This window comes from Larkinella arboricola (assembly GCF_003259745.1).
GTDB classification, from domain to species: Bacteria; Bacteroidota; Bacteroidia; order Cytophagales; family Spirosomataceae; genus Larkinella; species Larkinella arboricola.
Genome location: NZ_QLMC01000010.1, coordinates 16,157 through 39,098, shown reverse-complemented (window position 1 = coordinate 39,098; position 22,942 = coordinate 16,157). Strand labels below are relative to the sequence as shown.

Sequence of the window (22,942 nt, the reverse complement as noted above, 5' to 3'; positions counted from 1 at the left end):
AGGATGAAAACCGTACACCTTATTTTCACTCTGTTGATCGGACTGGCCAGCGGTTGTCAGCAACTGGATCTGGTACCGATTTCTCAAAAAAGTGTGGAGGGTTTTTATAAAACCGAAACCCACATCAACCAGGCCGTACTGGGCTGTTACAACGGCCTGCGGAATGCCTGGGTTACTTCGCAAACCTCCTACATGCTGACCGAAGCCCGTACCGACAACACGTTTCAGGGTACGGCCTACGACGACGGGCCGATCAATCGGTTTGATGTTACCCCGACGCTGCCCGTGCTGTCCAGCGCCTGGTCACTGTATTACAACAACATCAACCGCAGCAATCGGATTCTGGAAGCCGTCGGTACAATTGACATGACCGCCGACAAACGGAAGCAGTACGAAGGCGAAGCGAAGTTTGCCCGTGCCCTGTTTTACTTTGATCTGGTCCGGCTTTTTGGCGGGGTGCCGAAAGTAACGACCTCTCTTTCCATCGACGAAAGCTATAAACTCACCCGGTCGAGTATCGAGGAGATTTACGACCTGATTGTCAGTGATTTGACGGAAGCGGCTAATCTGCTGCCCGCTACGTACGACAATGCCAACAAGGGCCGGGCCACCAAATGGGCCGCTAAAGGCTATCTGGGTAAGGTCTATGTGTTCCGGAGTGGCTACCCGTTGAAAAAGGCCGAATGGACTAAGGCAAAAGATGCGTTTGAGGAAGTGATCAAGTCGGGCCAGTTTGAGTTTTTCGACAACTACGACAACATTTACAGCCATCAGTTCGAAGGTGGTAAGCAGCAGGTGTTCTCGCTTCTGTTCAAAACTGGGGCCAGTGGGCAGGGCAACCCGTTCCCGACGCGCAATGCCTCCAACGATGTTGCGCCGGTGCCCGTTGCGCAGGGAGGACTGCCGTTTGGCGGCTCTCCTTTCAACCTGTTTCTTTCCAACGACCTGCTCAACAGCTTTGAACCGGGCGACAAACGAAAAACCAGCGCGATCCGGGAGAGCTGGCTCCACAAATCCGGTCAGACCATTACCACTCTGCCCACCAGCCAGAAATACCAGAACGGCCCCGTTACGGTCGCCAATGACTGGGATATCGACTGGATTGCGCTGGGGTATACCGATGTGCTGATGATGTACGCCGAAAGTCTGAATGAAATCGGCTATTCGGCTTCAGGAGAAGCGTTTCAGATTCTGAACAACGTGCGGAAACGCGCCGGTCTAGCCCCAAAAACCGCAGCCAATGTGCCGGACCAGGCCAGCTTCCGGTTGTGGATGGAAAAGGAACGCCGGGCGGAGTTCTGCTTTGAAAACCTCCGGTGGTTCGATCTGGTCCGTACCGATCGGGCGCTGGATGTTATGAAAGCGTTCCTGACTCAGTATAACCTCGGAGGTAACGTCAAAAGCCGGGATCAATACCTGTTTCCGATTCCCCAATCCGTGCGTGATGTAACCCCGGCCATCACGCAAAACCCCGGTTATTAACCTTAATTGTAACGGCTTCGTGCAATCGACGACTATTCCTCCCCAAACCAAACCGTCTGCGCGGGCGTGGCTCTTTGTAGCCATGCTCGGCGTAGTCGGGTGTCTGAATTACCTCGACCGCATCATGATCACCACCATGCGCGGGTCGATTCTGGAATCCATTCCCATGAGCGACGCGCGGTTTGGACTGCTGACGGCGGTATTTCTGTGGGTCTACGGATTGCTAAGCCCATTTGCCGGTTTTCTGGCCGATCGGTTCAACCGGAGTCGGGTCATTATTGGGAGTCTTTTCATCTGGTCGGTAGTTACCTGGCTGACGGCCCGGGCCACCTCCTTCGAAGAGTTGCTGCTCACGCGGGCGCTGATGGGCATTAGTGAAGCCTGTTATATCCCGGCAGCTTTGGCCCTGATTGCCGATTACCACCGGGGCTCTACGCGTTCACTGGCAACCGGTATCCATATGGCGGGGGTCATTGCTGGACAAAGCTTGGGCTTTGTGGGTGGCTGGATTGCCGAAAAACACCGCTGGAACGCTGCGTTTGAGGTGTTTGGCCTGTTTGGCATTGGATACGCCCTTGTTCTGCTGCTGGTGCTCCGTGATGCGCCCAAACCGCAAACCGATTTTACGACCGAAATTGCGGCTTCGCCGGAGTCTCCAGTTAGTTTCTGGCGGGGCATAAGGAGTCTTTTCAGTCAGAAAGCCTTTGTGCTGACCCTGACGTACTGGGGGCTTTTGGGCGTGGTAGGCTGGCTGATTATCGGTTGGCTACCCACGTTCTACCGGGAACATTTTCAGCTGAGTCAAACGACGGCTGGTTTGTATGCTACCGGATATTTGTACACGGCCGGTCTGGTGGGTGTCTTGGTTGGAGGAGCCTGGGCCGACCGCTGGAGTCGCACCAATCCGAGAGCCCGTATGCTGGTGCCTGCCCTGGGGTTGGTGGTTGCCGCACCGGCAGTGTTCTTCGCCAGCAGTACAGCCAGCGTGGCGGTAGCGATAGCCGGTTTTATGGTGTATTCCTTTACCCGTTCCTTCAGTGATGCCAACATGATGCCGATTCTCTGCCTGGTTTCCGATCCGCGCTACCGCGCCACGGGTTACGGCGTTCTGAATCTGTTCAGTTGTATCGTGGGCGGTATCGGTTTATACGCCGGGGGTATTCTGCGTGACGCAAATGTTAATCTGACGATCCTTTTTTACGTTGCGGCCGCGATCATGCTGCTTTGTGCCTATTTCCTGCTGATGGTCAAACCGGCAAACCCGGCGAAATAGGGTAATTGTTTACGGAACAAATCATCAATTCTGCTGGATAGTTTCAGCAGAATTGATGATTATGTTTAGCCCCGTCAGCCCGTTCACTAGCCCTCTTTGTAGAATATCTCCTGTGTCGTGTCTGCACAAGTACTACGCCACCCGGATCCGCTTGTGGGAACCCAGTTTTAACGGTATTGCCAAAACACTTTACGTTGTCAATTTAACAGGTTTTCTACTGAACGGCTTTGAAGCCAGTACCGACAACGAGAAGAGGGACTAGGGACTCTAGGAATAGAATAGAATAGAATAGAATTGATTTATTTACTATAAAAGTAAATAGTGAAGCTACAACCTTCCTCACATTTGACCCGGTAGTAAGACATTAGATTAAGGCTGTAGGGGGATGACTGCAAGGAGTTGGTGGGTACGTGAAACCGGTGCCGAATCACTGGAAGCCGTAGCCGTGTTGGCCTGCTACACGGGCGGATCATTCTCCTTACTTTTTAAGACCAAGTAAGTCGCACTGCTGATGCCGGTCAGGGCTAGCAGCGTATCACTTAACTCGGGCAGTTCGCAGCCTTTGGTAATGAGCGATACCTTGTAGAGATAGACTAGGATGGCAATGAATGCCCAGGTTACATTCTCAAAACGGTGCAGGTTAATACCGTTGTCATCCGAGAGAATATCGGCAAAGAAGCCCTGCGAGGGCACGTGCCGGATAGGTATTGTGCTCCTTTTTCTCTGCTTCTACCTCTGTATTATCAAACAGTTCAAGCAGTAAATTTTTCTGGTTTGCGTCCGCACTTCTTCATCGCAATCACCAATTAGTAAACGAAATCATCCCGGCCGCAGCAACTAATCGTAGAATCGCCGGATCAGGTATTTTGCACTTCCTCTTTGTCTTAGTAGAACAGCAGATCAAAAAGTAAAGTCAAAAAGCCGGGTAGATCATCCATCTCCTGTGTGCTTTTCGCATTCCTGATCTACAATCCGATCAGTGAGAGATTCAACCCCTACCGATCATACTCTTCCGGTATTTTGCTGACCAGGGTGATCTGGTAAACACCCGGTGCTTGTTCAGTACTCATCTGGCTTAACACCTCGTCAGCCTCCTGCGGGCGGCCCAGTTTGATCAGCAGCCGGGTATGCAGATGCAGATACCCGGGGCAGGTGTCATATTCCAGGCAGCGAGCCGACCAGGCAAGGGCCTGCTCAAGATCCTGGGCATCGGTGAAGTTCTCCGCATAGTACTGCACCAAACCGTTCAGCCGATGCGCCATGTCCCGCGATTCCATCGTGCTCATGGCATAGGCATATTTGATGTAATCCGGCTGGTGTCCCTTCTTCTCGAGCTGTTTCTGCCGCTCCAAGAAACGCTGGTATTCCAACTTATCCTTTTGATGCACCGAAGCCACCGGGATGGTCATCAGCCGCCAGGCTTCCGCTTCAGCCAGCGGACGGTATTTCTCGAAGTTCTTCGTCTCGGCATAAAACCGCCGTCGGTAACCGCTGGCCACCCGCTCAACTTCCTCTTCCGGCAACGACTCACCCCGCTCGGCTTTGAGCAGCCGCTGGTGGCAGGCAATGACCGCTTCTACTAGCTGTTCATCCTGCCCAGTGACGGCTTGACCAAACTGCGTCCGGGCCAACTCCCGGATGCATTCGCCGATCTGCCTTGGCAGCGATGAACAGGAGCGATCCGGCGATTGGCTTAATAGACCGAGCTTTTGCAGCAAGGCGTCAACCGGCCCCGGCTGGTACGTCACTAAGTTGCCCATAATCAGGGGAATGGTGTCATCTGAGGTCCACTCGGTCTGTGGCACCAGCGATAAATAGGCTAGTAAGGCCTCCTGGTTGGGCATCTTCCACCGGCTGCGTTCGTTTAAGTAAGTCGCTAAAAACACCGGATCACGTAGACCGGCCTGGTAGTCCTGCTCGAGCACTGAGAGTTGATTCCGTTGGCGGGCGGCTTCAATGGCTTTGCCGGCTTCGGCCAAAAGGCCCTGTAGGCCTTGATAGCCCTCCGCCCGGTGCACCGGGCTGCCATCCCAGAGAATGAAGAGCGCCGTTGGAACGGCCGACTGGTGCATCCGGTAACGATGGGCAATCTGGTCCCCTTCCTCCTCTTGGGCATCAACCAGGTAGTTGATAAAATGAGCGTTGAAGGTTCTTGCCAAAGAGGAGTCGCAAACTGTTTCCTGCGCCGTTTGCTGACGGGGATAGTAGCCCATCGTGTAAAAATCAAGGAAAACGGGTTTGTTCAGGCGTTTGGCTTCCGTTAGTAGCTGCTGCCAGCTGCCCTCAAAGTAACGGACTCCGGCTAAAGGCCCACCATGGAGCGTAGGCCGGCTTAACCCGGTAAGCAGCCGCTGAAAGAAGCTTGTCATAAACTGGTCCGCTTAGAGAATGGCTCACGTCTCAATAAAGATAGTAAATTCGCTCAAGCATTACTATCGTTTTGAGCCTGATTTTGCCGAATCGGATAAGCCCTACCGTATTCAGGTACGCAAGGGCGACCTGGATGCGATGAAATAAGGGCAGTTGTGAATTTATATTGTGCCGAGGCTTGGTGAAATTACGTTGAGCAATTGCTTCTGACGGCCCGTGGAACGGAAGTGTTGATGGGTTCCAAGGTAGTAATGCCCTTTTGGGCTTGAATATAGCACCTAAAGGAGATACTATAACTGGCCCAGTAATTAGCCCACTACTTCTTGGGGGCTCCTCCTAACGCCGACGGGGGTTGGGCCTGTTTGCGGGCTGATCCCTCGAAATCTCCTCCTTTAACCTGGATTAACTTACCGTAACTAATGTACTTGTTGAAAACGGCACTGACCTGTTCCGGCGTTAAGCTGGCGATTTTCTTTTCCAGGTCTGCAGCGAAGGCAAAACTGCGGTTTAGCGCTAAGTAGGTGTTCCATTGGTGGGCCAGGTAGCTGTCCTGCGCCCGTTGCACCTGGTTATTCTGAGCAATGGCCGCCTGGGCTTTTTGTACTTCCTCGGCCGTAAAACCTTCGGCCTCCAGCTTCCCGAGTTCTTCTCGAAAGGCCGCTTCCAAGCGTTCGCCGTTTTCGGGGTTGTAAATAGCCCACATGCGGATCCTGCCTGCTGCATCGACTTCGTCAACTGACAGCGATGAATAGGCCCCGTAGCTGATGCCTTCTTTCTGCCGCAGGCGCGCCATCAGCCGTGAATCGAAAAAACCACCGCCCACAATATAGTTGGCCAGATGCAGTGCCGGGAAGTCGGGGTGATCCTCCCGCAAAGGCACATTGAGATTGGCCATGTACATGGCATTGGCCTTATCGGGCGTTTGTAAAACGTAAGGGGCCTCGCCGGGCTTTACCTCATCGTAGGTTAGGACCAGACGGAGGTAGGGCTTGGCCGCTTTCCAGCTACCGAATTCCGCCTGTAGTAGTTTTCGCATCACCGCTTCATCAAAGGCTCCGACCACCGCAACGCTGGCGTTATCCGCTCCGTAAAACTGCCGGTGAAACTGCCGGATGTCCTCCACCTTGACGGCTTCCAGGTCCTTGATTTCTTCTTCAAAGCTGGGTACATATAACGGATGACCTTTCCCTCGACGATTCAAGACGCGATCGGAAGTGCGGTACACCAGCGTCTGGGGCTGCTGCTTCTGGGCTTCCAACAAAGACAGGTAGTCCTGGCGCATGGTCTCCAGCTCTTTGGGGGGAAAGACGGAATTCTTCACCATATCGGCCACCAGCCGCGTCACCTCGGGTAAATGCTCCTTCGTAGTCTCCACCTGCACCAGCGTTTGCTGGGGGTGGCTGGAAGTAAATACCGTCGCGTTTAAGTGATCGAACTCCTGGCGAAGCTGTTGAAAGGAATGGGTTTTGGTTCCCCGATCCAGCAGGCTTGCCGTGGCATAGGCTACAGCGGCCTGATTCCTCAAACTAGTTTCATCGCCGTAGCGAAGCACCATTTGCAGCGTGACGGTATTGCCCCGAGTGGCTTTCGGCAGCAGGGCGTAGCGCAATCCCTTCCCCAACTGACCCCGTTTGGTCCGGGCATCAATGTGACGGGGTGAGGGATCAAAGGCCTCCCCCAGGACCATCGTGGGGTCGCCTTTGTAATCTTTGACCAGGTCGGCTACGTTCGGGGCTGCCGGGATGTGGGCACGCGCTGCCTTGTTTTCAGGGATAAAGATCCCAACCGTACGGTTGGAAGGAAGAAAATAAGCGCCCGCCACCCGGTTTAAATCGGCCGCTGTTACCTTTTTAATGCCATCCCGGTAGAGAAAGATCAGTCGCCAGTCGCCGGTGGCCATAAACTCACTCAGATACAGGCCAATCCGGTCGGTATCGCGCAGGATCAAATCAATATTCTTTAGAATCCGGGTCTTGGCCCCCTGTACTTCCAGGTCGGTAAAGGGAGTTCGGCCAATCCCATCCAGCGTCGCCAGCAGGGTCTGGCGGGCGGAGTCCAGCGGCTGATCCTGCCGAAGCTCGGCCGTAAAGTAAGCGAATCCCGGATCGTACGTAATCCGGGTGTAGCCTTCCTGGTAGGAGGCCTTTTTGCCTTCCACCAGGGCTTGGTAAAGCCGTCCAGCCGGTTGGTTGACCAGGGCATCCATCAGTACCTCGACGGCCACATAGTCGGAATGAGAACCCGCCGGAATGTGATAACCACAGGCCACCAACTGCACGTCACCGGCCCGGCGCAGGCTGACCGAACGCTCGCCGTCCTGGGTAGGTTCAACGGTATATGGAGAGGTTAACTGGCGCGTCGGCTTGGGAATGGGGCCAAACAATTCGGCAATGATCGCCAGCGTACGGGCTTCGTCCATAGTGCCTGCCACGAGCAGAATAGCATTGTCGGGTTGGTAATAATTTTTGTAAAAGGCTTGTAGGTTCTCAATGGGCACGCGTTCAATGTCTTCCTTGGAGCCGATCACTGATTTTCCGTAGTTATGCCACAGGTAGGCGGTGGCCATTACCCGCGCGCTGAGCACCTGATACGGACTGTTTTCGCCTGCTTCCAGTTCATTGCGCACCACGCTGAATTCGGTGGCCAGATCCTTCGGGGCGATAAAGGAGTTGACCATCCGATCCGCTTCCAGATCCAGAGCCCACTTTAGATTTTCCTCGGTCGCTGTTACGGTTTCGAAATAATTGGTTCGGTCGTAACTGGTCGTTCCATTGGAGCGGGCCCCGTGCTGACTGAATTCCTTGGGAATATCGGGGTGTTTAGTCGAGCCCTTGAAAAGCATGTGTTCCAGCAGGTGAGCCATGCCCGTCTGGCCGTACCCTTCGTGGCGGGAGCCAACCAGGTAGGTGATGTTGACGGTCACCGTCGGCTTGGAGGGGTCGGGAAACAGCAGGACCCGCAGACCATTTTTCAACTGGTATTCGGTGATGCCTTCCACCGAGGCCATTTTAGTGATGCCATCGGGTAGCTTCTGCGCCATCGTCTGGAAGGTTATAACGAAGGTTGCCAGGAGCAAGGTCCGCTGGTACAGGATTAATAATGACATGAGTGACAGGTTAAGTTGAAAGTCTATCTGTAGTCGAATAAAAAACGCTGGCAAACGGGCTGTACGGAGCAAACGATCTTCTTAATTTATAGGCATTTTTCTCTTTCCTACCAGACGCACCAAGCGGTCCTGGCGGTGAGTTAGTTAATCTGCAGGGCTACGTCCGAGAAAATAACCTTGCCGGTGGTCCTGGGCAAGATTAATAAGTACAGGTTGATGTAATCAACCGCACTAGAGTAGGGCAGAGTAACCGAATACGATGCAAAATCGGCTGTGCCGGTAATGGTTGTTTTACCCTCCGTGGAGGAAAACAATACATTTGTTTGAGCCCCTTTATCACCCCGCAGGACCAGCGAAACGCCTTTACCCTGTACCTGTTCCAGGCGGACGCGGGCCGTTAGCGTTAGGGATTTCCCAACCCGTAGGCCTGCCGGGGGCCGGATACTGTAGTACCAGTAGCTGTAGGAAGCCGTATCGTGGACCATGGGTGCGGTGATGCCCAGCGAATAGGAAGCCGGTCTGGAGCCGATGCCCCCTAACGTTGTCCCACTCATTGGGGAAGTGTTTGCGGCTTGACGATCCGTCAAGCTCTTCTGGTAGTTGTTCGGATTAGCCTGGTTACCCTCATCGCCCACCGCAAACAGCCAGTTCTTTGCCTCCAGCGTGATCGAATTTCGGCTTGTACCCAAATTAGTCGTCTTACCCGGTGAGCTGACGGGGGGAATGGTTTGATTTCGTTCGCAACTGGTCAGCAGCAGGACCGCAAACAGGAAGAGTACGTTTTTCATGATTAGCCCATTCGTTTTTCAGTAAGATGACGCCTTGCGTTACTGCTCTTTTGAACTAGGTGAACTAAGACTAAATGGACTTGCCAGATGACGTAGGCGTCCTAACAAAAGTAGGTTTGAGAATTTGCCGGGTATTGGAAAAATCAGCCATTTTTGCGCCGTTCGCTCAAATGTCTCCGCCTATGCCTAAAAGCCAGTTGGGGGCTGAGTTTATCAAGATACAGGCGAAAAGAAGTCAGCCTCCCCGATTAGAATGTCCAAGCAGGGGTTCCTACAGCCAACTTTACAAGAGCCAGTATTATTTACCTATAGTATTGATTATAAATAGATTAATGCTTAATTTGAAATACAAATAAGATATTCCGGATATGCGCTATCAGAACTTCCCCCCTTCTGCGGGTCTGCAAGATTATATCGAAGAATATACCTTGCTGTCTTCCGCTGATCCCATCAAGTCAGAGGGGCTGCCACCCGGTGGACGCTCCGGATTAATCATCAACTTAGGAACCGAGTGTCGTTTTACATTTTCCGGTACCACGTGTGGCCTCCCGCCGGTGGCTATTGGGGGGCAAATGACCCACCAGATGCAATTAACTCCTCAAGCCGGCTGTCAATTACTAATGATCACGTTCCGAACGACGGCTTTCTACCGGCTTTTTGGCCTTCCCATGGCGGAATTAGCCGATCAGGTGTTGGATATTGAAGCCGTATTTCCCTTGACCTTCCGCCAGCAATGGCGGGCAATAATGGATCAACTCCGAACCTTAGAAACCATACAGGAATGCATCCAGCTGATTGAAAAAGGCCTATTGGCTTATGTTCACCGGATGCCTTACTTCTCTGCTAACTGGGTGGATCAGGCCGCCACCTGGCTGGCTCAACCCGGCAGCCGACGCATTGGGAATTTATCCCAGGAAGCGCGGATCAGTACCCGAAGTTTAACCCGGGAGTTTAGCCGGCAGGTAGGGATTACGCCCAAAAGTTTTGCTCAGGTCATGCGCTTTCGAAATATGTTTCGCGTGGTAATGAGCCAGCCCAAGCCTTGCTGGCAAGACTTGGTGTATTACGGTGGATGGTATGACCAAGCTCATTTTTGCAACGATCTGTTGCAAATAACCGGTTTGACCCCTACTGATTTTTTTGCCCAGCAGCATGCTACTACTGGCTTACTAATCAGTAATCCAGATCAATTGAGTTAGCAATGGCTCAATAAAGGAGATTAGACCATGAAACCTTCGCTTGTAGTAGGTCTTTAATCCATTCCACGACATAACCTTATTGAGAAGATTTTAGCGTTTTTCGTGGATAAAATACGCAGCCTTCATTATCCTATTATTTGCCTTTTAGAAGGCAAACTCAAAAAGTATCAATTTCTGATTGATTCCTTCTTAAAGACCTTTTGACCTTCATGCATAAGTTATGACCATTTGAGCAACCGGTTAAAAACTCAACGTTCCCGCATAAAGTCGAGTGAGAAGTGCTTGTCGGAGAAGTATACCCCAGGGGGCTTACCCGCAAAATAGCGAAACTCATTAATGAAGTGGGCCTGATCGTAGTACCCCAGTCGGGTCAACATGTCGCCCCAGCGATGGGCCGGTTGGGTATCCATCCATAGCCGGGCTTGAAGAAAACGCTGAACCCGGGCGTACTCTTTTGGGGAGAGGCCCACGCTTTGCGTAAATCGACGGTTTAGCGTTCGTTCCGAACAGTTTATCAGATCTGCTAGTTGCCGAACCTGTAGACAACCCGGTTGTTGCTGAAGCAGCTTAACGGCCGTTTCAATCTGGTTGTCTGATCGGGAAGTGTCGTGGAGACGACGCAGGAAAAAAACATCTAACAGCCCAAAGCGGACAGCACGAGACGGCTCATTCCGGAGTTGATCAACCAGACTGTCAGTAGAGGGACCTACCCCAAGTTTCGTATCAACGGTAAGTCCGGCCAGTTCATGAGCGGGTTGTGCGAAGAGCTGGTAAAACCCCGTTGGGGTGAAATCAATGGTGATTGCCTGAACCGGGGTAGTCAACTGGTGGGTAAAGGGGCGAATCATTTGCCCAATAAACATAGAGTTATAATTAGTCAATGGCTGCCCGTCATCGAAGCTTGTCTGAAACATATTTTCCAGGAAAATCAGCCAGTGGGTCCGCCCCGTACAGCCAAAGGATAACGGATGAGTCTCCCCTGGTTTTACCTCGTATCGAATTTCCCAATAACCGTGTACGTACGGAGTTAAGGCTGGATGAGGAAGCTGATGAATAACCTGCATGACACAGTGGCATGAATGATCCTTGAATGAGTAAGATCGCATTAATCTTTGCTCTGTCATAAAGTTAGGCAAAGAACATCAACAGCGTTGGCCTATCATCCAGTACTAGGCAAGATACAAAGCATTGGCAGTTCATAAATTTCTATCCCGGCAATTTGAAATCTCTGTCAAGATAGTGACTTACGCCCTGAAAGTCAAGTAGATATAAGTTATCCTTGGGGTCTAATGGTTCCTACACAATCGGGTGATTTTAGGATGAGATAATGTCTGTATATCTCGCTGGTAACGGATGCTTACTCGAAACAAATTATAGCGGGGACACACGGGCGGCTATGCCGTTAACTGTAGCTTTACAGATAGCGTTGGAACAGATTGATCGAGAGATGGGCCAGTATCTGATTCATCACTGCGCCAGCAGACCGGTCGGATCGAGGTATTCAATACTGTAGTGTAGACCTCACTTCAGCTGTGACATGCTCGTACCTCAGAAGGCGCATCAGAGTAACAGGTCATTAAAAAAGGTGGAAAATCGTTATCTTCAAAAAAGTGGAAAAGGAGTCGGTCAGCGAAAACCCTGACTAACAGAATTTGCCCTTAAAAAGTAGTAACTTTCATCAAAACGGTCAACATAGTTCAGGACGAGACAAATACACTTTAATGCGGTAACCGCTCGCGAAAATAACCGTACAACCAGGTACCCGCCACCGCGCTGATCAGGGTGACGGCCACACTCAGAAAACCGCTTCCGATTTGGGCAAACAAAGGACCGGGACAGGCCCCCGTCAGCGCCCAGCCTAGCCCGAAGATCAGGCCGCCAAAAATCTGTCCTCTATGAAAGGTTTTCGGAGCAATTTGTACGGTTTCTCCCTGGAGCGTTTTCACATTGAAGCGTTTGATCAGCTGTACTGAAAGCATTCCAACCAGAACGGCGCTACCAATGACACCGTACATATGAAAGGAGTCAAGCCTAAACATCTCCTGAATGCGAAACCACGAAATAACCTCGGCTTTTACGAATACAATGCCGAAGGTAGTGCCGACAATCAGGTATTTTAGCAAGGATACTCCACTCTCCGAGGCCCTGGCCACGTTGGGAGCATCGCACACCGTTGCAGTTGAATGGGTTGTAGGTTTATGACGGACCGACGTTTGAGGTGAGGGTTTCATGGGTAAATCAGTTTGAAAATGAAAGGAAAGAAAACATGCGTCATGGCAAAGCCGCCAACCATAAAGCTGATGGTAGCTACCAGCGAAGGCCATTGCAGGTTAGAAAGGCCCATGATGGCGTGCCCGGATGTACAGCCACCAGCCCAGCGCGTGCCGAAGCCCACCAGTAAGCCCCCCAGAACCAGGAAAATAAATCCTTTACCCGTTGCCATAGTAGACAGAGCAAAGAGTTCGTTCGGCATGAATCCTGAAAAATCCTGGATGCCCAGTGCTTGCAACGCCATTTTGGTGGCCGGAGCTAATTGAATAGGATTCGGATTGTCCAGAAAATGAGTCGCGATGAAGCCCCCCAGCAGAATGCCCGTAACAAATAACAGATTCCAGCTTTCCTTTTTCCAATTGTAGGAAAAAAATGGAAGTTTGGCCGGTAGACAAGCCGCACAGATGTGGCGCAGAGAGGAAGAAATTCCAAATGATTTATTACCGATCAGTAGCAGGACCGGTACCGTTAAACCGATCAGTGGCCCGGCCACATACCACGGCCAGGGCTGTCGGATGAATTCCAAAAAAGACATAAGATGATGTAATACTAAAAAGGTACAGAAATTAATTACGTGCGGATTCCGCTGATCATTGCTAAACTGGGTCGAATAAGGTTGAAGGCCGCTGGCCAACATTAGCCCGCCGGTTCCAGTTTTAAATTTTTGACCCACTCGTTCATCCCACCGGAGTAATTTTTAACGGTTTTGAATCCATGACGAATCAGCAACGAGTAGCCAATTGTGGCCCGGTCGCCCCCCTGACAGTAGATAATGACGGTTTTATCCCGAGAAATCTTGTCCAGATGCGCTGGCAGGGTACCGACAAAAACCGATTCAGCTCCGTCAATATGCCCGGCTTTGTATTCGGCGGCTCCCCGCAAATCCACCAGTTGAACGTCGTTGCGGCTCACCAGAGTTTCAATGGTTTGGGTATCGATGAGGTTGACAGTCTCCAGTTCGATGCCCAGGGTATTGACATCCTCCACGTAGCCCAGCATCGAGTCGATGCCAATGCGCATCAATTGACGGGAAAAGTCCTCGATCTGCGCCCTGGATGCCACCAGCATAAAGGGCGCCTACGCCGTTAAAAACCAGCCCATCCAGGTAACAAAGGAGTTATTTCCCTGAATATTCAGACTACCCGGGACAAAGCCTTTGGCGAATTCGGTTTTATCACGGGTATCAATCAGTTTTATCCCTTTATGCAAAGCCTCCTTCACTTCCTGTGGACGTAAGTTTTTAGGGATCGGAACGTGGGTTAACAGGGGCCGCATCACCTTATTAAGTTTTTTCATCCGGGCAAAATAAGCGGGCGGTTCCGGCTGATCAGCGAGCAGAGAATCAACAAACTCGGCAGAATCGTCGAGTTGAAACGCCCAGTTTCGGATTTTTTCGTACCCCACCGTCGTGCTGGGCACCGCTCCCAGGGATTTTCCACAGGCCGATCCTGCCCCGTGTCCGGGCCATACCTGCACAAAATCGGGCAGGGCGGTAAATTTGCTGAGGGAAGAAAACATCTGTTTCGCTCCGGCTTCCTGAGTGCCGACCAAGCCTGCCGCTTTTTCAAGCAGGTCGGGTCGGCCAATATCGCCCACAAAAACAAAGTCCCCGGTGAAAAGCATGACCGGCGCCGAAGTAGCCGCCCGGTCGGTCAGTAAGAAGCTGATACTTTCCGGTGTGTGGCCGGGCGTGTGGATCACATCTAGAGCCAGGTTACCGATGGTGAGGGTGCTCCCGTCTTTCAGGCCAATGTGGTCAAATTCGTACTGCCAGTCCGGACCTCCCTCATCCGAAAGATAAAGGGTCGCTCCAGTCAGAGCCGCCAGCTCCCGGGAGCCCGACAGAAAGTCGGCGTGGATATGGGTTTCGGTCACATGCGTAATCCGAAGACGGTTCTGGCGGGCAATTTCTAGATAGGTATCCACATCCCGTTTGGGGTCAATCACAATGGACTCACCCGTTTTCTGACAACCAATCAGATAACTTGATTGGGCCAGACTTTTGTCATAAATATGTTGGAAGAACATCGTTCTATTTTGATTGATGAAAAAATCTTAGCAAAGCTAAAGCGTGGTCCGCTATAGATCAGTGACAAAAGTCACACGCGCGGGTTAATTGAACTATTTCATGACTCAGGATGAAAACTCCCATCACTAGCAGCAACCAGCCAAAAATAGACTTGAGTTTTTCACCCGGAATATATCGGGCCAGCCGGGTGCCCAGTACAAGCCCCAGAATGGACAGGCTCGTAAAGGCCAGCAGAAAGGGCCAGTCGGCCGTCAGATGAGAAACGTCCCCCAGAAAACCGACCATTGAGTTCAGGGCAATGATGAACAGTGAGGTGCCAACCGCCGTCTTCATGGGCAGGTGGGCCAACAACACCAGAGCCGGAATAATCAGAAACCCGCCCCCTGCTCCGACCAGCCCCGTCAATGTGCCTACCAGCAGTCCTTCACCGATCAGAAGCGGAATGTTAACTACCAAAGATTCATCAGCTTGTTGGCCTTCCGTTTTTTGGGGCCGGATCATGCGGTATGCAGCTACCAGCATAATTAGAGAAAACAGCACCATGAGGGTCGTATCCTTCCCTACAACCAGCATAGAGGTTGACCAGACGGGATCGGGAATCGCCGGTAACAGGTATTTTCGGGTCAGTAGGACCGCCAGAAAGGAAGGGAGGGCAAAATACGCAGCGGCTCTAAAACTTACCTGTTGTTGCTTTATATAATTGACCGACCCAACCAGGGAGGTTGTACCCACCACAAACAGCGAGTAGGCGGTCGATAGCACAGGGTTGATGCCCAGCAGGTAGACAAGAACGGGCACCGTCAGAATGCTACCACCTCCGCCCAATACCCCAAGGCTGAGGCCAATGAAGAGCGAGGCCAAAAAGCCAAACCATTGCAAGGAGTTCACTATCTTTTTTTAGCAAAATTCGATGGTGTGGGGGCGGCTTTCCGTGACAAAAGTTACATAGCCTCGCTTTTTTTCAAAAGGGTGATCCGGTTTCGCATTAACTGGATGTGTCCCTCCTTTTCGAGTTGTTTTAATAAGCGGGAAATTACCTCGCGGGAGGTGGCCAGATCCTGGGCAACTTCCTCGTGGGTAATGGCTAGTTCCGAGCACTGGCAATTGGCAGCTTTCTTATCCAGATAGGTCAGCAGCCGCTCATCCAGTTTGTGAAAAATAACTTCATTCAGCGTATTCAGCAGATTATTAAATCGTTTCTGGTAGGTTTCAAACACAAACCGCTTCCAACTCGAATACCGACAAAGCCACTCATCAACCTTGTCGACCGGAATGGCCAGCAGCGTAGTTTCTTCCTCCGCCAAAGCACTAATCTCACTTTGGCGACTACCCAGGCAACAGGTCAGTGACATTGCACAGGAGTCTAGCCCCCCCAGATAATAAAGCAACGCTTCCCGCCCTTCCGAATCGGGCCGCATGATTTTAACGGAACCGCTGATTATAAGAGGTATCGAGCGGATGTATTCTCCGGGCCGAATAAGGTAATCGCCAACCGTGAGTTTTTTAAATTGACCCACCGCTGCCAGTTCCTGGAGAAGTGGATATTCAAACATCCCGTTGAGTGTCTGTTGTAAAAATTCATGTGTGATCCGCATACTACGTCTGTAAGTTGCTGTACGTTTTGGAGTTTAATTAATTGAACACAAAAGGTAGCAACTTAATTTTCACAAGCTTACTAAAAACCGGTTGCGGTGCTCATTGATTGGAATGGGGATAAAAGCCCGCTACTCTAAATGAAGAGAGCTAGTTGGCTATCGACTGCGTGTAACACCACACCGTTTTTTGCCTAATCCGGATCCAGTAAATAAGCGGATACACAATCGGGTGGCCTTGCGGGGGAATTTCCCCCGGATAACCCATTTTTTCGCCCGCAAAGATGGGGAACAAGCGAAAATGGGTCAAACAGGTGCTTAGGAATCTATTCTATAATGAGTGTAGTACTTTACTGTGGAACACTCTCAGAATTTCGAATCGTACAAGTACAAGCAAGTATTGAAAAGGGGAGAGGTGACCAAACGTGTATTTCGTCATTTTTATAAGCGATTTCGGATTGTTTAAGTTGTCAAAACCGCCCAATTTTCTCTATGAATACCGTGTCCAGCTTTTAGGGCTAAGGTCATGTAAAAACGGATTATCAACAAACGGTCAACACTTTTCCGGACGGGTCACAACAATATTTACGTAAAATAAAATTAGATTTCATAAACGGAAATATGAAATAACAAACACCCGATAAGGCAAAGAAAATTGTCAGTGTGAAGCAAAGCCAAGGATTTTATAAAACCCTTGGTAATTTTACTTGAATCCAAGGAAGAAATCTTTTTATCTGATGTAGTGAAATGAATTTATCGAAAACATGTTTTACTGTACTGTTATTAATTTTTATAATAAGTACCTTCCTCTCCGGATGTGTTCAAAAATCAACTCTCCCGGCAGGAGATATTGACAATGGCGGTCTTTTCTTACCCGTTGGGTTTGAAGCTGTGGTTGTTGCGGATAGTATTGGCCATGCCAGACATCTAGCCGTAAATAAAAACGGGGACATTTATGTAAAACTAACCTATGCGAAGCAAGATTCCGGAAATGTTGCGATCAGAGACAGCAACAACGACGGTAAGGCTGATAATATCGCCTATTTTGGAGATTACAAAGCGGAGAGCGGTTATGGCCCAACAGGTATGAGAATATATAATGGTTATATTTATTTTAGTACGAAGGGGGCTGTATATAGACAGAAACTAACGCCGGGTAAACTAATTCCCGAAAGCAAAATAGAACTTGTTCTTACAGACAATTATATAACTGAACATATCGGTAAATCACTCGCGTTTGACGACGATGGACACATGTATGTCAACTTTGGGTCAATAAGTAATAATTGTCAGATTGATAACAGGACTCCCGAAAGCCCAGGTCAATATCCGTGCGCTGAACTTGCTGAACATGCCGGTATATGGAGATTTGATGCTAACAAACTTGATCAAACTCAAAAAGACGGTGTTCGGTATGCCACCGGACTTAGAGACGGGATAGCGATGGACTGGAATCAGGCAACTAATACTTTATTCGCGGTAGAACACGGCCGAGACGGTCTACATCAAACATGGCCATCACTTTATTCAGAATGGGAAAGTGCCTTATTACCATCTGAAGAATTTTTTGAAGTGAAAGAAGGAATGAACGGTGGGTGGCCGTACTATTATTATGACCAACTGCAACAAAAAAAAGTTGTTGCTCCCGAATACCATGGTGTCGATTTAAAAGAGGTGGATAAACCTGCAAATCCTCTTATTGGCTTCCCAGGCCATTGGGCACCGAATGATCTTTTCTTTTATACGGGCAACCAATTCCCAGACCATTATAAAAATGGCGCTTTTATAGCTTTTCACGGATCAAGTAACCGAGCCCCCTACCAGCAATCAGGTTTTTTTGTCTGTTTTGTTCCTTTTAAAAACGGTGTGCCGTCAGGCTCTTGGGAAGTATTTGCTGATGGATTTGCTGAGCAAGAGACTATTGTGAGTTCATCTGATGCTGCTCATCGCCCGATGGGGATAGCAATGGGGGCTGACGGTTCCTTGTACATAAGTGATATTGTCACAGGAAAGATATGGCGAATCATGTATAAGGGGAACAAAGAAAATTTCGGAACGGATCAGTTGGCAAAAATGGAAGGTCGTAAAATGCTAAAACACCTTAAGACTCCTGATAAGGTCAAAGATAACCTTGTCAAAGGCATGGCGGATGAAGGTCAGAAAATCTATACTGCTTATTGTATTTCCTGCCATCAGAAAAATGGAAAGGGAGACGGTAATCGTTATCCTCCCTTAGAGGAATCGGACTGGGTAACCGGAGATAAAAACAGGCTAATAACCGTAGTATTAGAGGGACTTAAAGGGCCGATTACAGTCAATGGAAAGCTCTTCAATGGCGAGATGCCCAAACATGATTTTTTGAGCGATGCTGAGGTTTCTAAAGTAACCTCCTACATCAGATTGAATTTCAAAAATAACGCAGGTGTTATCCATGAAAAAGAGGTGGCTAACGTGAGGAATAAATTAAAGAGCAAACAATAATGGAGGGGTCTGGAAGGAATTGCTCGGAAAATAAGCAGGAAGTTTTTTACTAAGTGTAGAAATCATTTATACAAATGCATATTTAAAATAAAAAGAATGCAGAAGTATTATTTTCCAAGGGAAGACGTAAGAAAAATATCCTACTTTAAAGGAAGGGTATTACCGAACCTGATCGGAGGGTTTGTCGTCATACTCTTTCTTCTCCCACATCTTTCACCAGCCCAGAACAAGGTTCAGGGCCAAAAATTTATTGTTGAACCACCAACACTTGAAAACCTGGGGTTTGAATGGTATATCGATGGTGACGAAAACCGTAATGCCACCGTAAAGGTCGAGTATCGAATCGCGGGATCGGGCAACAAATGGAAAAAGGGAATGCCTCTCCTAAGAATTGGGGGGGAACATATCGAAAGGGCGGGAATTAATTACACCACTCCCCATATGTTTGCTGGAAGTATTTTGGAAGTTAATCCCAATACCAAGTATGAGGCTCGCTTTACATTAGAAGATCCTGATGGGGTCGAAGGGGAAGCGGTTAAAGAAATCAACGTTTCCACCCGTGCCGAGCCTAAGGCTGCCAGTGGAGGAAGGATAAGACATGTATATTCCCAGTATTATACAGGTGAGAAAGAAAAGCCGAATTACCCCGGTCTGGTTGCTGCTTACGGCGGTTCTGAAAACACAAAGGGCGATTGGAATGTGGTAGCTGAGGATGTGGTGCAGCCTGGAGATATTATTAAAATCCACGGAGGACTCTATCAGGGGGTCCTTCTTAACTATCCGGATTGGCATAATATACCCTTCGACGGGACTTATTTTTTCACGGCAAAAGGCACTGCGGAGCGCCCTATTGTAATCGAAGCAGCAGGGGATGGTGAGGTCATTTTTGATGGAGCGGGAGCCGCTATTCTATTTAATGTCATGGCCACTGAACATCATATTTTTCAGGGGCTTACCTTTAGGAATGCCGGCAGAGTTTTCGATGCCGGCCGGAAACATTTGGCAGGAGCAAGTGATTTGACCATACGGAATTGTCGTTTTGAGAATGTTGGTGAGGGTATTGTAACAGAATATGCCGGTTCAAAAAACTTTCTTATTCAAGATAACGTCCTGCTTGGCCGTGATGATCGTTATAGACTGTACGGTTGGTCTGCTCACCGAGAGGGTCTGATTCCTTACGGGACGCATCTATTAGACTCTTACTATGGAATCAAAGTGTATGGTCCTGGACATGTAATTGCCCATAATTCCATTGCCTTTTTCCACGATGCTATTGGTATCTCAACCTATGGTACCCCTGAGAAAGAACAGGAGCTAAAAGCGGTGTCGATCGATATTTACAACAACGATTTACACCTTATGGTCGATGACTTTATTGAAGCGGACGGTGGTGTGCACAATATTCGTATCATGCGCAATAGGGGTGTCAACGCTGCCGAGAATGGAATAAGTGCCCAACCCGTATTTGGTGGCCCTGCCTACTATATTAGGAATATCCTCTATAATGTACCACTGGGAGGAGCCCTTAAAATTCACGGGGGGGTACCCGGTCTCACGGCTTATCATAACACGTTCATTACGGAAAACAACGCAGGTTCCAAATACCCAAATTCAAACTATCGGAATAATTTGATTCTTGGTACAGACGGGCCGGTAAACGTTGCTGCATTCCCCTTTACCACCGCCTATTCGGTGGCTGATTATAACGGATACCGGCCAAACCAAGGCCATCAAAGCCCTGAAAACCAATTTATTTGGTTTTCACCCCGTGGGGAGCAGGCAGGGTTTAAGACATTGATGAGCCTTACCAAAGCGAGCGGTCTTGAAGCACATGGTATAACGGTCGATTATGATATTTTTGAAAATCTTCAAAAACCGATTCAAGCAATGGCAGGTACACCGTTGGGGAGTAGGCCGGGTCCCGTTTATCACGCAGTAGATCTTAATTTTAAACTTAATCCCAGGGGGAAAGCGGTAGATGCCGGCATTTTTATTCCCAACGTAAATGATAACTTTACCGGCAAAGCTCCGGATTTGGGGGCACTCGAAGTCGGTAGTCCTCCTGTGATCTACGGAGTGCGCGGCCTCAATCAGGGGCATGAGTTCTACCGCTGATCAGGTATTGCCTTACCGTATCATCACTTCCCAATACCGGGTACGTTTGGAACGGCCTTCGGGCCCTTCAACCGTTAAGGTAATGACCGTACGCACCCCTTTATTCTTAAACCGGTAAACCGGATTTTGTTCCGTCGAGCTATCGCCATTGCCGAAATCCCAGGTCCATTTATTGATTGTTCCAATGGATTCATCTTTGAAGGACACTATTCCCTTTTCTTCGTCCACAACCTTGAACGTCCATGCTGCTTTAATGGGCTCCAAAAACTTTTTTTCCAACGGCATCAGTTGAAAGGCACAAAGATACGAGGCATTGTTAACCATTTTGGTATTGTGGGCGAGGTTGATATGACCTTCCCTTTTCCCCCCGTCAAAATCTAATATCGACCAGGAGAGGCCGATCACCTTATTTTCCCTTAGTTCCGATTCCACGGCCTTTTGCGGCCCTTCATGGGGAGCGTAGTCATAGGGGGTGATCCAGCCTTCCAAAATCAACGTACCGCTTTCCCCATGTTTAAAATGATAATCATAGGCATAGTTCGCGTGCGGAAACTCGGACACCCAGGGTTGGCTCCCCCAGACCAATACCCATGCATTATTTACCGGCGGTGTATAGATGTGGTAGTTCTGCGCGTGTACGCCACTAAAATTAAAATGGTTTTCGATATAAGAAGCGGACTGAGGTTGCCACTTCATCTGCTCAGGATCATATAAGGGGTTTTGAATAAAAGGACCTCCTGAAAGATCGCCATCGACCACGAGCTCAAATATGTCATTCATATAACCCTCGGGGTTGAAACGTTCAAAATCCCAAAAATCGTCGTATGCCTCGTAGAGAAAATAAAGACGATTCAGACCTTTGACCCATCCGATGGTCACTTTTACATCAAGGTCTTTGGGGTCGATGTCAGTGCCCATACCGTCTTCGGTATCGCTTAAGAGATCTGTACCATAGGTGTAATTTTCAGGTACGATTGTCCAATCGCTTTTGTCCCCGTCGATTCGCGGCATTTGATTTCTGGGGAATTGAAAAATTTGAAATACTCTCCCGTTTCTGGACGTTTTGTAGGCCGGGGTGGACTGACCGTTTGAAATCAACGTATTGAGCAACAAATAGCAAAGGAAAAACAACCAAGCCCTATTGCCTGCCCGAAAATTCATGTCGCTTTTGTTTTTCATAACCGATAGATGTGATCTGCATTTTTATGATATATCTTGTGCAATTCTTCATCGGAAAATTGTTCTGTAATTTTTTCAAAAGCCCTGGACCACCTTTTGTAGGAGTCGGCCAGCAGTACTACGGGCCAATCTCCGGCGTAGACCAAACGGTCCATCCCAAATTTTTCGATGACGTATAGGATATAGGGCTTGATCTTTTCGACCGACCAATCCTTCCCGAAACGGGTAATGATACCCGAAATTTTACAGTTCACATTGGGCAGTTCCGCTAACTTCTCTATTCCGTTCCGCCATTGTGTAGTATCTGCATCCCCTACGTTTGGATTTCCCAGATGATCAAGGATAAAAATCGTATCAGGAAATTTGATGGCCACCTTGGCCGCTTCGGCCATAAGTGGTGGTGAAATCAACAAGTCAAAACTCAGTTTGCGATCGGCCAATGCCTTGAAGCCCTCTAAAAAACCGTTGGAAGTTGCCGCATTTTTCGGGAAGCCGGCCCGGATGCCCTTAACCAAAGGGAGTTCACAAAGCTGCTCCAATGCTTTTTCAGTGCCAGGCCCTTGCGTAAGGTCCGCCTTGGCCACTATTCCCCTGATCTTTGGTTCGGATAGGGCCAACTGGCTTACTAGGGTAGCTTCCTTGAGACCTAAATGGGCATCCGTTCCGCTTTCCATGAAAACCATTTTTCCGATGTTCGAACTTTTCGTAGCCTCTTTATAATCCTGTAAATCGAAATTACGGTTGATTTTGGGCGAGTTTTTTAACCAACCGTAGGATAAATTTTTCAAATCGAATAAATGTACGTGTGTGTCCGTTTTCGGTATTTTCTCTAATCGGCCAGCCACATTTTCGTAAGACCATATTGCCTTGGGAACACAGAGCACACCTGTTGAAATACTAAGGAGGTTATTGGAGAAAGTTCTTCGGTTCATGGGTTGGCTTAAGGAGAGATGATCAGTTTGGCTAGAAAAGAATCCGGCCACTTTCAACTACTGAAAGCGGGCTTCCAAGGTACTGAATCTCTTCTACTTTGCTGAAATCTGTGTCCCGTTTCATC

General features: G+C 49.3%; 16 protein-coding genes and 1 pseudogene. 5 read left to right on the top strand and 12 right to left on the bottom strand.

The genetic code is table 11. From position 1 onward, the window contains the following. Window positions 1-3: 3 nt before the first annotated feature. The gene (locus tag LX87_RS26685) at window positions 4-1,482 is read left to right on the top strand and encodes a RagB/SusD family nutrient uptake outer membrane protein (protein WP_111631369.1); all 1,479 of its coding nucleotides are present in this window, start codon (window positions 4-6) and stop codon (window positions 1,480-1,482) included. 19 nt (window positions 1,483-1,501) lie between these two features. Continuing rightward, window positions 1,502-2,755 (top strand): MFS transporter, encoded by a 1,254-nt coding sequence (locus tag LX87_RS26680; protein ID WP_229310832.1) that lies wholly within the window; start codon window positions 1,502-1,504, stop codon window positions 2,753-2,755. Window positions 2,756-3,211: 456 nt separating this feature from the next. Here LX87_RS26680 and LX87_RS26675 read toward each other — a convergent pair whose 3' ends face one another. From LX87_RS26675 to LX87_RS26660, 4 genes are all read right to left on the bottom strand, one after another. Further along, window positions 3,212-3,448 (bottom strand): hypothetical protein, encoded by a 237-nt coding sequence (locus LX87_RS26675; protein WP_111631367.1) that lies wholly within the window; start codon window positions 3,446-3,448, stop codon window positions 3,212-3,214. A gap of 302 nt (window positions 3,449-3,750) precedes the next feature. Then, the gene (locus LX87_RS26670; RefSeq protein WP_111631366.1) at window positions 3,751-5,124 is read right to left on the bottom strand and encodes a hypothetical protein; all 1,374 of its coding nucleotides are present in this window, start codon (window positions 5,122-5,124) and stop codon (window positions 3,751-3,753) included. A 317-nt stretch (window positions 5,125-5,441) separates the two neighbouring features. Beyond that, a complete protein-coding gene (locus tag LX87_RS26665; protein WP_229310831.1) occupies window positions 5,442-8,231 on the bottom strand; it encodes a M16 family metallopeptidase in 2,790 nt (929 codons plus the stop codon). 140 nt (window positions 8,232-8,371) lie between these two features. Beyond that, window positions 8,372-9,019 carry a hypothetical protein gene (locus tag LX87_RS26660; protein ID WP_111631365.1) on the bottom strand — a complete coding sequence of 216 codons (648 nt, stop codon included), beginning with the start codon at window positions 9,017-9,019 and terminating at the stop codon, window positions 8,372-8,374. A 368-nt stretch (window positions 9,020-9,387) separates the two neighbouring features. On the opposite strand from LX87_RS26660, the gene LX87_RS26655 reads away from it, so the two are divergent. Further along, window positions 9,388-10,218 (top strand): helix-turn-helix domain-containing protein, encoded by an 831-nt coding sequence (locus LX87_RS26655; RefSeq protein ID WP_111631364.1) that lies wholly within the window; start codon window positions 9,388-9,390, stop codon window positions 10,216-10,218. 248 nt (window positions 10,219-10,466) lie between these two features. On the opposite strand, the gene LX87_RS26650 is transcribed toward LX87_RS26655, so the two are convergent. The 6 genes and pseudogenes from LX87_RS26650 to LX87_RS26625 all read right to left on the bottom strand — a co-directional run bounded on the left by LX87_RS26650 (window position 10,467) and on the right by LX87_RS26625 (window position 16,113). Next, complete coding sequence (locus LX87_RS26650) at window positions 10,467-11,282, bottom strand: helix-turn-helix domain-containing protein (RefSeq protein ID WP_310587950.1); 816 nt, start codon at window positions 11,280-11,282, stop codon at window positions 10,467-10,469. Window positions 11,283-11,936: 654 nt separating this feature from the next. Then, window positions 11,937-12,449, bottom strand: coding sequence for a DUF6691 family protein (locus LX87_RS26645; RefSeq protein ID WP_111631362.1), 513 nt, complete (start codon window positions 12,447-12,449; stop codon window positions 11,937-11,939). Then, complete coding sequence (locus tag LX87_RS26640) at window positions 12,446-13,024, bottom strand: YeeE/YedE family protein (RefSeq protein WP_111631398.1); 579 nt, start codon at window positions 13,022-13,024, stop codon at window positions 12,446-12,448. The genes LX87_RS26645 and LX87_RS26640 overlap by 4 nt, the downstream gene beginning before the upstream one ends. 101 nt (window positions 13,025-13,125) lie before the next feature. Further along, window positions 13,126-14,517 (bottom strand): annotated as a pseudogene (locus LX87_RS26635) (MBL fold metallo-hydrolase). A 58-nt stretch (window positions 14,518-14,575) separates the two neighbouring features. Further along, complete coding sequence (locus LX87_RS26630) at window positions 14,576-15,406, bottom strand: sulfite exporter TauE/SafE family protein (RefSeq protein WP_111631361.1); 831 nt, start codon at window positions 15,404-15,406, stop codon at window positions 14,576-14,578. 53 nt (window positions 15,407-15,459) lie between these two features. Further along, window positions 15,460-16,113, bottom strand: a complete 654-nt coding sequence (locus tag LX87_RS26625) for a Crp/Fnr family transcriptional regulator (protein WP_111631360.1) — start codon at window positions 16,111-16,113, stop codon at window positions 15,460-15,462. A gap of 744 nt (window positions 16,114-16,857) precedes the next feature. Between LX87_RS26625 and LX87_RS26620 the strand changes: the two genes are divergently transcribed. Then, a complete protein-coding gene (locus tag LX87_RS26620) occupies window positions 16,858-18,591 on the top strand; it encodes a PQQ-dependent sugar dehydrogenase (protein WP_111631359.1) in 1,734 nt (577 codons plus the stop codon). A gap of 96 nt (window positions 18,592-18,687) precedes the next feature. Beyond that, window positions 18,688-20,706 (top strand): right-handed parallel beta-helix repeat-containing protein, encoded by a 2,019-nt coding sequence (locus LX87_RS26615; protein WP_111631358.1) that lies wholly within the window; start codon window positions 18,688-18,690, stop codon window positions 20,704-20,706. 12 nt (window positions 20,707-20,718) lie between these two features. Here the strand turns inward: LX87_RS26615 and LX87_RS26610 are convergent, their stop codons facing one another. Together LX87_RS26610 and LX87_RS26605 are read right to left on the bottom strand one after the other, a co-directional pair. Continuing rightward, entirely contained in the window at window positions 20,719-21,885 is a 1,167-nt protein-coding gene (locus tag LX87_RS26610; protein WP_229310830.1) for a PKD domain-containing protein, read from the bottom strand. Further along, window positions 21,882-22,817, bottom strand: a complete 936-nt coding sequence (locus LX87_RS26605; RefSeq protein ID WP_111631357.1) for an amidohydrolase family protein — start codon at window positions 22,815-22,817, stop codon at window positions 21,882-21,884. The genes LX87_RS26610 and LX87_RS26605 overlap by 4 nt, the downstream gene beginning before the upstream one ends. Window positions 22,818-22,942: the final 125 nt, after the last annotated feature.

What these genes read in the sequence shown, in the direction of transcription:
- LX87_RS26655 (WP_111631364.1), top strand. Translation starts at nt 9,388, where the DNA reads ATGCGCTATCAGAACTTCCCCCCTTCTGCGGGTCTGCAAGATTATATC.
- LX87_RS26605 (WP_111631357.1), bottom strand. Translation starts at nt 22,817, where the DNA reads ATGAACCGAAGAACTTTCTCCAATAACCTCCTTAGTATTTCAACAGGT.
- LX87_RS26670 (WP_111631366.1), bottom strand. Translation starts at nt 5,124, where the DNA reads ATGACAAGCTTCTTTCAGCGGCTGCTTACCGGGTTAAGCCGGCCTACG.
- LX87_RS26645 (WP_111631362.1), bottom strand. Translation starts at nt 12,449, where the DNA reads ATGAAACCCTCACCTCAAACGTCGGTCCGTCATAAACCTACAACCCAT.
- LX87_RS26620 (WP_111631359.1), top strand. Translation starts at nt 16,858, where the DNA reads ATGAATTTATCGAAAACATGTTTTACTGTACTGTTATTAATTTTTATA.
- LX87_RS26665 (WP_229310831.1), bottom strand. Translation starts at nt 8,231, where the DNA reads ATGTCATTATTAATCCTGTACCAGCGGACCTTGCTCCTGGCAACCTTC.
- LX87_RS26660 (WP_111631365.1), bottom strand. Translation starts at nt 9,019, where the DNA reads ATGAAAAACGTACTCTTCCTGTTTGCGGTCCTGCTGCTGACCAGTTGC.
- LX87_RS26610 (WP_229310830.1), bottom strand. Translation starts at nt 21,885, where the DNA reads ATGAAAAACAAAAGCGACATGAATTTTCGGGCAGGCAATAGGGCTTGG.
- LX87_RS26685 (WP_111631369.1), top strand. Translation starts at nt 4, where the DNA reads ATGAAAACCGTACACCTTATTTTCACTCTGTTGATCGGACTGGCCAGC.
- LX87_RS26615 (WP_111631358.1), top strand. Translation starts at nt 18,688, where the DNA reads ATGCAGAAGTATTATTTTCCAAGGGAAGACGTAAGAAAAATATCCTAC.
- LX87_RS26650 (WP_310587950.1), bottom strand. Translation starts at nt 11,282, where the DNA reads ATGCAGGTTATTCATCAGCTTCCTCATCCAGCCTTAACTCCGTACGTA.
- LX87_RS26625 (WP_111631360.1), bottom strand. Translation starts at nt 16,113, where the DNA reads ATGCGGATCACACATGAATTTTTACAACAGACACTCAACGGGATGTTT.
- LX87_RS26640 (WP_111631398.1), bottom strand. Translation starts at nt 13,024, where the DNA reads ATGTCTTTTTTGGAATTCATCCGACAGCCCTGGCCGTGGTATGTGGCC.